This window comes from Pseudomonas brassicacearum, assembly GCF_000585995.1.
Taxonomy (GTDB): Bacteria; Pseudomonadota; Gammaproteobacteria; order Pseudomonadales; family Pseudomonadaceae; genus Aquipseudomonas; species Aquipseudomonas brassicacearum_A.
This window is the reverse complement of sequence record NZ_CP007410.1, coordinates 4,173,040-4,185,508: the sequence shown is the minus strand read 5'-3', so window position 1 is coordinate 4,185,508 and position 12,469 is coordinate 4,173,040. Positions and strand designations below refer to the sequence as shown.

Below are 12,469 nucleotides of genomic sequence, written 5' to 3'. Positions count from 1 at the left end.
ACCTTGTCTATTTCTAAAGGCTTATGGCTGCTTGATAACGCGCTCGGCCAAGCCACAAATGTTCTCGTTAAAGGCGATTAAAAGCCAGCGTCTACACCAACCCGCATCATCAGGGCTCTCAAAGAGCAACCCCACCGGGAGCACCCGCGATGACCGATGCACTCAGCTTCACCCTCAAATTCCCCTTCAACAGCGCCAGCGGTGAGCAGATCTCGACGCTGCCCATCAAACGCCTCAAACGCAAAGACATCACCGCCGCTCAATCGGTGACCAAAGATGAAGGCGCCATGGAAGATCTGCTCGTCGCCAAGATGCTCAGCATCACGCTCGAAGACCTCGGCGAGTTCGATATCGCCGACTCCCGCCTAGCCACCGAGGTGTTGCGGGAAATGGCAGCCGCACGTGACCTTGCTGCAGTCCTGGGACGAGGCGCTGCTGCTGGTGCTCAGGATGCAGCCGTCTGAGATCGCCCAGCTCGAAATGGCGGAGTACTGGCGCTGGGTGGCGGTGTGTGAACGAGAGATCAATCGTCGGCTCGAACTGGCCGACAAAGCCAGTGGCTGATCAGCGTCACAACGCCCACCACCAGCCCGGCGAGCAACGCGCCGCCCGCCGCCAAAGGGGTGGCGGCCAAGGCCAGCAACGGCAGCCCAAAACAGAACGCCAACACCGCCGCCCACCACGGCAAGTGCACCAGGCAGAGCCAGGCAAGCCAGATCACACCGGCGCCGATGGCCAGTGTGTAAACAGTGTGGGCGGTGCGTAGCGCGGCTTTTTCAATCATGCCCAAAGCGTAGCAAGATCCATGGCGAATGAAGTCCTGTTGGGGTTAAAAATCGGTGGGGTTGTTTCAGGCAGTTTCAATGCGGCCTTCGGCTCAGCCAAATCCACTGTGCAGCAGCTCGGGCGGGCCACTGATGGCCTCACTGCCAAGCAGCAGACCATTGGCAACGCGCTGTCGGCATCCCTGGCGCGCGGCGGCACTGGCCTTGTCCACCTGCGCCACCAGTACGAGTCAGTGGGCAGAACCATCGACCAACTCAAAGCCAAGCAAGACAGCCTCACCGCCAGCATCGAGCGCGGTGCGGCGCTCAAGGGCAACCGCCGTGAGCTACGCGGTCAGGCCATGGAGGTCGTCGGTACCGGTGTAGCGTTGGGCGCGCCCGTGATGAAGTCGTTCAATACCGCGGTCGATTTCCAGGACCAGACCCGCGACATTGCCATCACCGGCGGCTTCAACCTAGCGCAAGAACAGCGTCTGAGCATGGCCATGCGTGGCGCGGCGCTCAGGTGGAACCAGACCCAAACCGACATCGCCAACGGCACCGCCATCCTCATCGCCGGCGGCCTCGACAACCTGCAAGAGCTCACCGCGTACGCCCCGGTCATGGCAAAAGCGGCCACCGCCACCCGCGCCAGCATGAAAGATTTGGGTTCGGTCGCCATCGCGCTCAACGACAACTTGGGCATTGGCGCCGCAGGCCTTGAGCGCGCCATGAACATGCTGGCGTTTGCCGGTAAAAGCGGTCAGTTCGAACTGGCCGACATGGCCAAATGGCTGCCGCAGCTCACGCCCCAGTTCGCTGCCTTGGGCATCACCGGCGAGCGCGCCGTGGCCGAGATCGGCGCCTCGCTGCAGATCGCCCGACGCGGGGCCGGCAGCAATGATGAGGCCGCCAATAACTACAAAAACTTCCTTTCAAAACTCACGGCGCCGGAGACACTCAAGGCTTTTGAAAAGGCTGGTATCGACCTGAAGGGCAGTATGAAAAACCTGGTCAGCGAGGGCTTGTCGCCCGCGCAGGCCATGCTCAACATCCTCACCGCCCACCTGGGCAAAAAAGCCCCGGCCGCAGCCGCCGAGTACGGCAAAGCGCTGAACATCAAGGACGAACAAGAACGGCAGGCGGCACTGGCCCGGCTCGATGAGGCCTACAAGCTCGGCGCCTTATTCGCCGACCAGCAAGTCCTGTCTTTTGTCCGGCCCGCCTTGGCGAATCAACAGGACCTGGCCAGTATCGAACAAGGCAGCAAACGCGCCGCCGACCAAGGCCTGCTCGATCAGGACTGGGCCAAGCGCATGGGCAGTTCCAAAGAGCAATTGAAAGAGCTGCGCAACAACCTGACCGACATCGGCCTTTCAGTCGGCAGCGCGCTATTGCCCGCCATCGTCGACGTCAGCCGCGCCGTGGTGCCGCTCATGCGCTCGTTTTCGGCCTGGTCAGAACAGCACCCAGACCTTATTCGCGGCGTGGTCGGCTTGGTGGGGGGCCTGCTGCTCGGCAAACTGGCCTTCATCGGCGTGGCCTACGGCGCCCAACTGGTCATGGCACCGTTCGTGGCCATGACCACCACCGTCACCGCAATGTCTGCCAAGTGGGCGTTGCTCCGTGGCCTGTGGCAGACGGGAACATTTGCGCCGCTCATCACGCGGCTAAGCCGTATCGGCGCAGGGTTGCTCAAGGTCGCCCGCGGCGCGCTGTTCCTGGGCAAGATGCTTGGCGGTACGTTGTTGGTCGGCTTGAAGCTCGCCGGGCAAGCCGTCCTATGGCTTGGCCGAGCATTGATGCTCAATCCCATTGGGTTGTTGATCACCGGCATCGCGCTGGCGGCGTATTTGATTTACCGGCACTGGGCGCCGATCAAAGCGTTCTTCACCGGTCTGTGGGCCGAGGTCACCACTGGCTTTAGCGGCGGTCTGTCCGGCATCGTCGGCTTACTGGTCAATTTCTCTCCGGTCGGGTGGTTCTACCGCGCCTTTGCCGGTGTCATGAGTTACTTGGGTATCGAGCTACCGGGTACATTCACCGAGTTCGGCGGGCTGCTGGTCACGGGGTTGGTCAACGGCATCAGCAACATGGCCGGCGCCCTTAAAGACAGTGTCGTGGGCATTGGATCATCCGTTAAGGGCTGGTTTACCGAAACCCTGGGCATTGAGTCCCCCAGCCGGGTTTTCATCGGTTACGGCGCTAACATCAGTGAAGGTGCAGCCCTCGGTATCCGCGCCCAGGCGGGCTTGGTTCGGCAAGCGGCGCTTGGCATGGCCGCACAAAGCGCGGTCGATATGGCGCCGCCCAATCCCGCGCAGGTGACCCAGGCCAGCATGATGGGCGGCACTGGCCGAAGGTCAGCCGTAGCGGGTTCTGAATTCGCGAGACCAATGACCTTCCATTTCTCGCCTCAGATCAACCTACCCAGCGGTGCCGGCATGGACCAGATCAACCAAGGCTTACACGCCAGTTATGCCGAATGGGTGCGGTTGATGGAGCGCTACCTGCACGACAAACGCCGCCGCAGTTACGGCCCCGCCGACGAGGTCACCGCCTAATGTTTGCCATCTTGGGCGATATCGAATTCACCGTCGCAGGCGGCATCAGCGGCATGGAACACAACGCCTCGGCCGATTGGGCCGAGCATGCGCGCATTCAGGGCAAGCCGTTATTGGAATGGATGGGCGATGGCTTGGATGAATACAACCTGACCATCGAGTTACACCCGATGCTCGGCGACCCCGAAGAACGTCTACGAGCGTTGCGCCAAGCCAAAAGCCAACACCAGCCGTTGGCTTTCGTCATGGGCAGTGGCGAGTACCTGGGGGCCTATGTCATCAGACACATCAGCAACACCCTGCGGCGCGCCACCGCTACCGGACAGACCAAAGCGGCCACTGTGCAGCTCAATCTGGCGGAATACACCGGCACCTTTACGCGCAAAGTCGCGCGCCCCGGCTTACTCGACGCCACCCTGAGCGGTACGTCAGCCGCCAATAGCGGTTCACCTGGCTGGATCACCCGCGTGACGCCATCACCCAGCACCACGCAAAAGGTGATCGCCCATGCGAAAACGGCAGCGAACATGCTCAGGGCGGGCCAAAGCCTTTATCACACGGTCAAGGACGGTAACGCCGCCATGATCCTGGGCCAAGTGCCGCAGCTACTCGGCATCACGGCGCGAGTCATCGAGCCGCTGCAAGGGTTAGCCACCGTCGCGGGGTTGCTCGAGCATGGCTCAGATTTATCCCGCCTAGGCGAGCAAGTGCTGGGCAACGTCAGGGGCGCACGCGCCAGCTTGAACCCCGTTGACCTGGGCAACATCCTCGATCGCTTTTCCGCGTCCCAAGAAGCACTGGACCAAGCACTCAGCACCATGGACGCGGCCAACACCCGATTGGCGGGGCTGGCCGCGCAAGTCTTGACCCGGAGGGCCTGATGTTCATCGCGCATATCACCACCGAAGGCGAACGTTGGGACCAATTGGCCTGGCGGTATTACGGTGATGCCCACCGTTATTTGCCGATCGTCCAGGCCAATCCCCACGTGCCCATCAGCGCCATATTGCCCGCGGGGCTGACCCTCGCCATCCCTGTACTGCAACCGCTGCCCACCACAGAAGATCTGCCGCCATGGATGCGATGATTCCCCAACAGGTGCCACAGGCGCGCTTTGTACTCATCTACCAGCAGCGCAACATCACCCGCAATGTCAGCCAACACCTGCTGTCTTTGTCCTACACCGATTACCTCACCGGCCAGGCCGATAGCCTGGCGGTCGAGCTGGAAGACACACAAGGCCAGTGGCGTGACCAATGGTACCCAGGCCACGGCGACAGCCTGGAACTGTCCATCGGCTGGGAGGGTCAGCCCCTGCGCGCCCTCGGCCGTTTCGAAATCGACGAAATCGAACTCAACTGCCCACCCTCGACCATCACACTCCATGGCTTAGCCACCGGCATTAAAGCGGCGTTGCGCACCACACAACACCACGCCTACGAAAACACCACACTGGCCACGATCGCCCAGCAAATCGCCACCCGCCAAGGCCTGCAGCTGATCGGCAACATCCAACCGATCCCTCTCGATCGGCTGACCCAGCAAGACGCCGACCTGACCTTCCTGCGCAATCTCGCCGCCGAGTACGACTACGCCTTCAAAATCACCGGCCAACGCCTGGTCTTTCATGCCATTAGCGAGCTGGCCAACACCGCGCCGGTAGCAACCCTGATACTCCAGGACCTAAGCCGCGTGAACCTGCGCGACCAAATAAAAAACGTCCCCCAGACCATCGAGCTCAAACACAAAGACCCCGCCAGCAAACAACTGCTTACCTACAAAATCGAGAACGGCGAAACCGTTGCCGTGCCCAGCAGCCTCAGCAAAACCACCACCAGCGGCGACACCCAAAAAAGCCGCAAACGCAGCGCCTCCACCGAAGAGTCCAAAGCGAAAGCCAACGCAGAACGGGCCAAAGCCAACCGCGAACGCACCACCGGCAGCTGGGCGGCCATGGGCCGACCCAACCTGGTCAGCGGCAGCGTCGTCACCCTGGCCGCGGCCGGCCAACTCGGCGGCCGCTACCTCATCACCTCATCCCACCACCGCATCACCCGTATTGGCGGCTACACCGTCTACAAACACGTGTGCCGCGTCCGCACGACCAATCAAGAGCAAACCCCATGAGCATCGACCTGGCCTATGGCGAAGTCAGCGCCATCGACTATCCAAACTGCCGCATCCGCGTCCGTCTGGACGACCGCGATGGTCTTCAGACTTATTGGCTCAACATTCCTCAACGCAATACCCAGGGCACCAAACGTCGTCCACTCATGCCCGAACTGGGGGAGCAGGTTGCGGTGTTGCTTGATGCGGATGGGGTGGGTGGCGTGTACTTGGGCGGGATCTATTCAACTGCCGAACCGCCACCGGTTGGGGATGAGGACACGGATTACGTGCGGTTTAGTGATGGGACGGTTTCGACGTATGACCGGGAGGCCGGGGTGATGACGTTGGATTGCGTAGGGGCGTTGGTGCTGAAGTGTGGAAGGAACATCACGATTGAAGCAGGTGGTCCCGTGGTGGTGAAAGCACCTTCGGCGACGTTGGATATCGCGCAGGTCACGTTGAACGGTGACCTGCAGGTGAAGGGCAATATCAGCGCAGCCGGCAGCATTATGGATGCCAAAGGCAACTCAAATCACCATAGTCATTAGGTCGCTGGCTCCACATTTTTCGGCTTTTCATCACCGGCACCAACGTGTGGTTTATCCCAAGCAATCTTCCCTTCTGCGTACCCCGGGAACTCGGGGTGGATTTCTTCATGCACGACGCCTGAATCGCCCTTGATGCGCGTGGCAACACGCATGGCACCGTTGACTCTCGCAAATCGAGTCTCTTGTTCAAACGTACCGTTTCGCGCATGCGTGACTATTTTGAAGCTGAACCGATCTCGATCGCCAACATCGTTTTCAGCGATTTTTTGGTTCATACCGCAGTGGACGTCACCCAGTTTGTGCTTGGCTGTGAAGTCCAGAATGCCCTGCGCCCTGAAGCTACCGCTTAGCTTTTCCACATCGGTAATGGTCACGTTCACTTGCTGCAATGAATACTGCCCCTTGTGGATAGCAATCCACAGTATTTTTGTGCCGACAAAACTGACTGGAAAAAAATGCAGGTAACTGTCGCCGCCAGTGATGTGGCTAATCATGTTCTCAGTTTTGCTTTCAAGCTCGTTAACCAAGTGATTGAGGCGCTGTTCGACGCTCCCAAAGCTCTTCTCCACACCAGCCTGTTTCCGCACTCTGAAAATCTGACCAGTCATCCAGCTAGCCAAGAAAAACGAAGTTCCGAAAGTCGAAATGATGCTTTTAAACGAGACTTCCGGCCCCCAAACGGCGTAGGTGGTCCACGCCGTCGCGACCACAAGGGGTATTCGAAACTCTTTTACTAGCTGTTGAACCGTTGATTTTGAGATGCCAAACATTAAAACGACTCCCTTCGATATTTTTGCGATATCGCGTCATCGGCCGTGCGAGCAGCATCTTTAAATCCGATTAAAAGCGGCCATCAATTGGATCGCCCACCATGGGCTCATGACTAAGCCCATTCCCCACACCAGCATCACCGCCGCTCACTGGCAGCCCGCCCTCGGCACCTGCGGCGAAGTGGTCGAGGGCCTGCGCGACATCGACCAGGCCATCCGCATCATCCTCTGCACGCCCAAGGGCAGCGATCCCCATCGCCCGGCATTTGGCTGCGACCTGCAGCTGTACCTCGATTGGCCCACCAACCGCGTCACCCCGCACTTGGTCCGCGAAGCCGTCGACGCGATTCGCCAATGGGAACCCCGCGTCTCTGTAGTCCAGGTGCAAATTCAGATTCATACAGCGCAGATCACCGTGCGGGTGAAATGGCGCGTAGCCGGGGAGGCTCCCCAGTTGACCGAGGTACCTTATGCGCGAACTGCCTAAACCCGAATTCATCAAAATAGACCCCGCCACGCTAGAAGCCCAACTCATCGCCCGCTATGAGCAGAAGTCCGGCAAAACCCTGTACCCGGCCCAGATCGAACGGTTGTACATCGACCAGATTGCCTACGCGGTGTCCCGGTTACAGATGAGCATCCAACATGCCGGCGAACAACTGCTGGTGCGGTTCGCCCGCGGTCCGATCCTCGATTACCTCGGCGAACTGGTCGCTACACCCAGACTGCTGGCCCAAGCCGCCCGTTGCAACATCCGTTTCACCACGCCCGCAGCCGTGGCGCAGCCGCTGCCGATCCCAAGGGGTACTCGGGTCAGTACCCAAGATGCCAAGCTCACCTTCATCACCGATCGAGACGTGGTGTTGGCTGTCGGTCAAACCCACATAACCGTTACCGCGACCTGCCTGACAGCTGGCGAGCACGGCAACGGTTGGACCGCCGGGCAGATCAGCGTACTCAGCAACGCGCCAGCGCCGGGGCTGACCGCAAGCAACACGACTGTCACCGCTCACGGTGCCCAGGATGAAGACGATGACCGCTACCGCGAGCGCATCATCCTGGCCCCCGAAGCCTTCAGCAACGCAGGAAGCCGGGCCGCGTATCGCTATCACGCCCTGGCTGTGCACCAGTCCATTATTGACGTCGCCGTGCACGGCCCAGACGAAGGTCAGCCAGACGGCCATGTCGCACTGTTCCCGCTGACCACCACCGGTCTGCCAACAGACGACTTACTCCAACGCATTGAAAGCCAGGTCAGTGGCGAAAAACTTCGCCCTCTGTGCGACACGGTCAGTGCGCAGTCACCCGTCGAGGTCGCCTATCAAATCAAGGCAAACATCACCTTCTACGCCAATGCCGACCGCAGTGTCGCCATGGCCGCCGCGCATACCGCCGCCCAGTCCTATGCCGCCGAGTGCTGCGCCAGTCTCGGCCGCGATCTGGTGCCAGAACAACTCACAGCATTGCTTCAAGTAACTGGCGTATACCGCGCCCATCTGTTGCTGCCGGCAGACTTACGGGAACTGCAGGGCAACGAGTGGGCAAACTGCACCGCCATTCAACTGATCGATGCCGGGGTGGCCTATGACTGACCAGCCGCTGCCACCTGCATTGGCCGGCGATGAACGTTTTGCACTGCTGTGCGAGCTACTTAACCAGGCACTGACCGACCTCGATCTTAACGTGATGCTGGTTTACCTGATCGACCTGGTGAAGCCGTCGCTGCTACCGGTCCTGGCCGACCAATTCTCACTCTTGGACGAAGCAGCCTGGCTATTGGCCGAATCCGAAGAAGCCAAACGCAATTTGATTAAAGGTGCTGGCGAGCTGCACCGCTTCAAAGGCACGCCCTGGGCGATCCGCGAGGTCATTCGGTTGTTGGGCTTTGGTGAAATCACCCTTAAGGAAGGGCGACACGCGCAGCCGAGCAATGACTCTTCTGTCTGGCCGCTGTACCGGGTCGTTCTAAAACGCGTCATCACCAATGACCAGGCGGAACTCATACGCCGCCTTCTTCTATCCGTCGCCCCGGCGCGCTGTCGCTTGATATCGCTCGACTATCAGTCCGTTGCCATCCGCTACAACGCAGTTGCGTGCTACGACGGTCAATACAACCATGGGAGCAGTTAATGGCCGATTTACCCGAATCCCAAGAATGGGCGCCAGGTGTTTACCAGCTCGAAACCTCCGATCCGGTACTAGGCGGGCCGGAAGGCATATCGAATCAACAAGCCAAGCAATTGGCGAACCGAACGAGCTGGTTGAAGAAAAAAATCGAGTCTTTCCTTGATGGCTCCGGGATTACCTTTGCGAGCCAACGTGAAGCAGAAAAGGGAAGCGATACAAAAAAAAACATGAATGCGCTCAGAGTATTCCAAGCGATCAACGCCAAGGTGGTTCAAGCGACGCTGGTTACACCGGGGATTGCACGGATAGCGACCAGTTCCATGGTCATAGAAGGAACCGATTACCACGCAATAGTGACGCCATATAGCCTCGCAGCGGCGTTCCCGTTTCGCGGTCGGCAGATCTTTAAAGTGCCGGGGGTATTTATTTGGAAAGTACCCTCAGGCGTAACCAAAGTCTGGGTAGAGATCATCGGCGCCGGCGGTGGTGGAGCGCGGCTCGCAACCCTTCCAGGTCCATCCGGTGGCGCTGGCGGCGGCATAGCTCGAAAACTTTATGATGTCAGTGGCAAAGCTTCGGTGACAGTCACGGTGGGCGCAGGCGGTATCGGCGCTTTGGTTGACGGGGGAACGGGGGCTGCTGGCGGCACTTCATCATTCGGGACTGCCCTAGCGGCCACGGGCGGCGGTGGCGGTTTAACCAATGGATTTGGCGCGCGCGGAGGAATCGGGCATGGCGGAGACGAGAACCATACTATCGGATCAGCCGGTCACGCTATTGCTGGCCTCAGTGCCACTTTTCTCGGCGGCGCTGGCGGTGGAGGAACGTCACCTCCTTCATGGAAAGACGATGTAAAACCTTTAACACCGGGACACGGCGGTGGGGGACGAGGCGGCAGCGCCGCCCCCGATGGCGCAGATGGACAGGTGACCATTCAATGGTAACGAACACGTGGGCACGAATAGAAAACGCAACAGTCATCGAAGTGACAAACATCGACCCCCAAGACAGATTCCCTCCATCTCTTATTTGGATAACGTGTCCCGACGACACGCTGCCAGGCATGCAGTACGCGGACGGAATCTTCACGGTTAAACGCAAAGAGCCCATTGACCATGCCGCACACATAGCCCACGTGCGCTACCAACACGAAACGGCAGGCATCACCGTCAACGGCGTGAATATCGATACCAACCGTGACAGCCAAGCGTTGATCACAGCAGCGGCGTTATCTGCCGTCATGGACCCGACCTACGTGTGCGTTTGGAAAGCACTAAGCGGCCCAGTCACGCTAACGGCAGTCCAGATAATCGAGATTGCCACAGCCGTACGAGCGCACGTCCAGGCCTGTTTTGATCGGGAGTGTCAGCTACTAACGGCACTGGCCGAAGGGACCTACACGGTCGACATGCTTGATCACGGATGGCCGGCGATACAAGGGACATAACCATGCAAGAAATTCGCTGTGGCGAGTGCCACCGCAAACTCGCCACCGTCCGCAGCTTCATCGAATTACAAATCAAGTGCCCGCGCTGTCGGACACTCAATCACCTGAAGGCCCCGAGCCTCCTATCCGAATGCCCTGAGCATCTGCCCACCAAAGAGCAGACATGCCCCAGCCCACCATTGGAAGCCTGTTCGCAGGCATAGGAGGTTTTGATGTCGGATTCGAAAACACAGGCTACCGAACCGCCTGGCAAGTGGAACTCAACCCCACCAACCGGGCTGTCCTTGCCGACCGATTTCCACACGCCACCCAGTTCGAAGACGTGCGCCACTGCGGTGCCCACAACCTCAGCCCCGTCGATGTCCTCACCGCCGGATTCCCCTGCCAAGACATCAGCATTGCTGGCTCAAGACCCAACAACAAAGACACCCGAGGCCTGCGCGGCCAAAGAAGCGGCCTGTTCTGGGAAGTCATACGAATCCTCAAAGAGACACAACCTCGCTGGGTGGTGCTTGAGAATGTCGTTAACCTGCTCGCTATCAACGATAGCCAAGACTTTGAAACAGTCATCGGGGCCCTTGCACAATGCGGGTATGTGGGATGCTGGCGAGTGCTTAATGCTCAATATTTCGGAGTCCCCCAGCAACGTCGTCGCATATTCCTGGTCGCAGGTCATCGACGAATGCCCCCCATCGAGCTGCTGGCTGACGCTGCGCCAGTGGAAGCAATACCTCCAGCGTCTAGCAAGATCCAGTGGCCACGGCCAGCGGATGCATGGGCTGCCAATACTCTATTGGCAAACAAAGCAGGCTCACAAATCGCTATGGGCTGTACAACTTTCATCGCTCACCCGAACGGATGGCATCAGATGGCTGAGCGGCAGCGAACGTCTGAAAATGATGGGCTTTGCCTCGGACTGGATGCGGCCAACCTTGCAGAGGCTTTCGCTGCCGGAAACGCCGTCGTTACGCAAATCGCGCAATGGATTGCCGAAAAGCTAATCAAAGCAGGCTAACAACATGGCAGCGAGGACATCGCCTCGCTGCCTACCCACCTCAGTTCTGAAATTCCCTTGCACCAGCCGCAAAAAACCTAAACCCTATTTACCTCGCGCCAGAGCCCGAGTTTTTCGCGCTCGGCATCATCAAGCAAGCAGAATCTGTTTGGAACACTCCCCCTTGGGGACCCCAGTCACAACAGAAGGCGAGTTCGATTCAGAACTCGGTAGCGGCCAAATCACCCAGCGTATGGTGGCCCAAGGCGTGAGGCTCAGTTTGGCGATCATCACTGTCGAGCCTACCCCTGAGGGTATCGCTGAAATAAAGCTATGTACCCTCAAGGGTTGGAGCACGATTGGAGTCAAGGCGCCTACGTTGGACAAGCTTCGTTCTTGGATCAAAGGCGATCAATCCTGCTAAACGTCAACGGTTATGGCGAAGTGTTCTACGCTCCTCGCGAAGGGCTCGGATGCATTGGGTTTTTCTTATGAAAGCGCTCCTGGTGGGTGCGCTTCTCCAACATACACAACGTGCCCGTCCACTCAGCTCTACGGATCGGTGCTCTATCTGCAGGTCGGATGGGGCTACCATTGCTCAAGAATCTAAATCATGACTCACCAAACTCCTGGAATTCGCTTCTCTGATGTCGAAACAGCTGTGCCTACGACCCCAGGCCTTTATCAGATCATCACTGACGAGGGCGAACTCCTGAAGGTGGGCATCAGCGGTAATCTTCGTAAGAGGCTGATACAGCATCGACAGTCAAAACAGTCTCGCCTGAAACTCAAGGAGGGAGGCGACTGGCGCAACCCGGCTGACGTCATCAGCAAACAATCAATCCTCGCCAAGCACCTTTACTTCTCACCGCCGGTTTTGGGCTATGACTTGCAGACCGAAATCGGGCGGCAACGCTATCTGGAGGAGCGGTGTCACCTTCTCATTACGTTGACCAGTACCCGGGAGGAGGCGAGGGATATGGAGAGACCTAAAGAAAAGAGCGGGGACTATCGATTTGGAGGAAGGGTTAAGGCGGAATTCGCCGCACCAGATGGTTTCAATGTCGCGATCCCGCGCCTTGTCGCGATCGCTGCTGAGGGCTATGGCTCTTCGACTACTTAGGGCACGACCTGATCCATATCTGC

General features: G+C 58.9%; 16 protein-coding genes. 14 read left to right on the top strand and 2 right to left on the bottom strand.

What is annotated here, in order from left to right; all coding sequences use genetic code 11:
* Positions 1–149: 149 nt before the first annotated feature.
* Positions 150–464, top strand: a complete 315-nt coding sequence (locus CD58_RS17600; protein WP_025214315.1) for a phage tail assembly protein — start codon at positions 150–152, stop codon at positions 462–464.
* 59 nt (positions 465–523) lie between these two features.
* Here CD58_RS17600 and CD58_RS17595 read toward each other — a convergent pair whose 3' ends face one another.
* The gene (locus CD58_RS17595; RefSeq protein WP_025214314.1) at positions 524–784 is read right to left on the bottom strand and encodes a hypothetical protein; all 261 of its coding nucleotides are present in this window, start codon (positions 782–784) and stop codon (positions 524–526) included.
* 21 nt (positions 785–805) lie between these two features.
* Between CD58_RS17595 and CD58_RS17590 the strand changes: the two genes are divergently transcribed.
* Genes CD58_RS17590 through CD58_RS17570 form a run of 5 tightly spaced genes read left to right on the top strand, consistent with a single transcriptional unit; the run spans position 806 to position 5,985 of the window.
* Positions 806–3,328, top strand: coding sequence for a phage tail tape measure protein (locus tag CD58_RS17590; RefSeq protein WP_025214313.1), 2,523 nt, complete (start codon positions 806–808; stop codon positions 3,326–3,328).
* Complete coding sequence (locus CD58_RS17585) at positions 3,328–4,209, top strand: phage tail protein (RefSeq protein ID WP_025214312.1); 882 nt, start codon at positions 3,328–3,330, stop codon at positions 4,207–4,209. The genes CD58_RS17590 and CD58_RS17585 overlap by 1 nt, the downstream gene beginning before the upstream one ends.
* Entirely contained in the window at positions 4,209–4,415 is a 207-nt protein-coding gene (locus CD58_RS17580) for a tail protein X (protein WP_025214311.1), read from the top strand. Before CD58_RS17585 ends, CD58_RS17580 begins: the two co-directional genes overlap by 1 nt.
* On the top strand, positions 4,403–5,455 hold the full coding sequence (locus tag CD58_RS17575) for a phage late control D family protein (RefSeq protein WP_025214310.1): 1,053 nt from the start codon (positions 4,403–4,405) through the stop codon (positions 5,453–5,455). Before CD58_RS17580 ends, CD58_RS17575 begins: the two co-directional genes overlap by 13 nt.
* Positions 5,452–5,985, top strand: a complete 534-nt coding sequence (locus CD58_RS17570; RefSeq protein WP_025214309.1) for a phage baseplate assembly protein V — start codon at positions 5,452–5,454, stop codon at positions 5,983–5,985. Before CD58_RS17575 ends, CD58_RS17570 begins: the two co-directional genes overlap by 4 nt.
* Here CD58_RS17570 and CD58_RS17565 read toward each other — a convergent pair.
* Positions 5,982–6,755, bottom strand: a complete 774-nt coding sequence (locus CD58_RS17565; protein ID WP_025214308.1) for a hypothetical protein — start codon at positions 6,753–6,755, stop codon at positions 5,982–5,984. The genes CD58_RS17570 and CD58_RS17565 overlap by 4 nt on opposite strands.
* 109 nt (positions 6,756–6,864) lie before the next feature.
* On the opposite strand from CD58_RS17565, the gene CD58_RS17560 reads away from it, so the two are divergent.
* The 8 genes from CD58_RS17560 (at position 6,865) to CD58_RS31920 (ending at position 12,446) form a co-directional block, all read left to right on the top strand.
* The gene (locus tag CD58_RS17560; protein ID WP_025214307.1) at positions 6,865–7,242 is read left to right on the top strand and encodes a GPW/gp25 family protein; all 378 of its coding nucleotides are present in this window, start codon (positions 6,865–6,867) and stop codon (positions 7,240–7,242) included.
* Positions 7,226–8,347, top strand: coding sequence for a baseplate assembly protein (locus CD58_RS17555; protein WP_025214306.1), 1,122 nt, complete (start codon positions 7,226–7,228; stop codon positions 8,345–8,347). The genes CD58_RS17560 and CD58_RS17555 overlap by 17 nt, the downstream gene beginning before the upstream one ends.
* Positions 8,340–8,885 (top strand): phage tail protein I, encoded by a 546-nt coding sequence (locus tag CD58_RS17550; protein WP_025214305.1) that lies wholly within the window; start codon positions 8,340–8,342, stop codon positions 8,883–8,885. Before CD58_RS17555 ends, CD58_RS17550 begins: the two co-directional genes overlap by 8 nt.
* Positions 8,885–9,826, top strand: coding sequence for a glycine-rich domain-containing protein (locus CD58_RS31255; RefSeq protein ID WP_200868886.1), 942 nt, complete (start codon positions 8,885–8,887; stop codon positions 9,824–9,826). The genes CD58_RS17550 and CD58_RS31255 overlap by 1 nt, the downstream gene beginning before the upstream one ends.
* Positions 9,820–10,329 (top strand): DUF4376 domain-containing protein, encoded by a 510-nt coding sequence (locus CD58_RS17540; RefSeq protein ID WP_025214304.1) that lies wholly within the window; start codon positions 9,820–9,822, stop codon positions 10,327–10,329. Before CD58_RS31255 ends, CD58_RS17540 begins: the two co-directional genes overlap by 7 nt.
* A complete protein-coding gene (locus CD58_RS29355; protein WP_327205549.1) occupies positions 10,305–10,532 on the top strand; it encodes a Com family DNA-binding transcriptional regulator in 228 nt (75 codons plus the stop codon). The genes CD58_RS17540 and CD58_RS29355 overlap by 25 nt, the downstream gene beginning before the upstream one ends.
* Positions 10,493–11,344 (top strand): DNA cytosine methyltransferase, encoded by an 852-nt coding sequence (locus CD58_RS17535; RefSeq protein ID WP_025214303.1) that lies wholly within the window; start codon positions 10,493–10,495, stop codon positions 11,342–11,344. The genes CD58_RS29355 and CD58_RS17535 overlap by 40 nt, the downstream gene beginning before the upstream one ends.
* Before the next feature lie 592 nt (positions 11,345–11,936).
* Positions 11,937–12,446 (top strand): hypothetical protein, encoded by a 510-nt coding sequence (locus CD58_RS31920; protein ID WP_025214301.1) that lies wholly within the window; start codon positions 11,937–11,939, stop codon positions 12,444–12,446.
* The last annotated feature ends 23 nt before the right edge of the window (positions 12,447–12,469 follow it).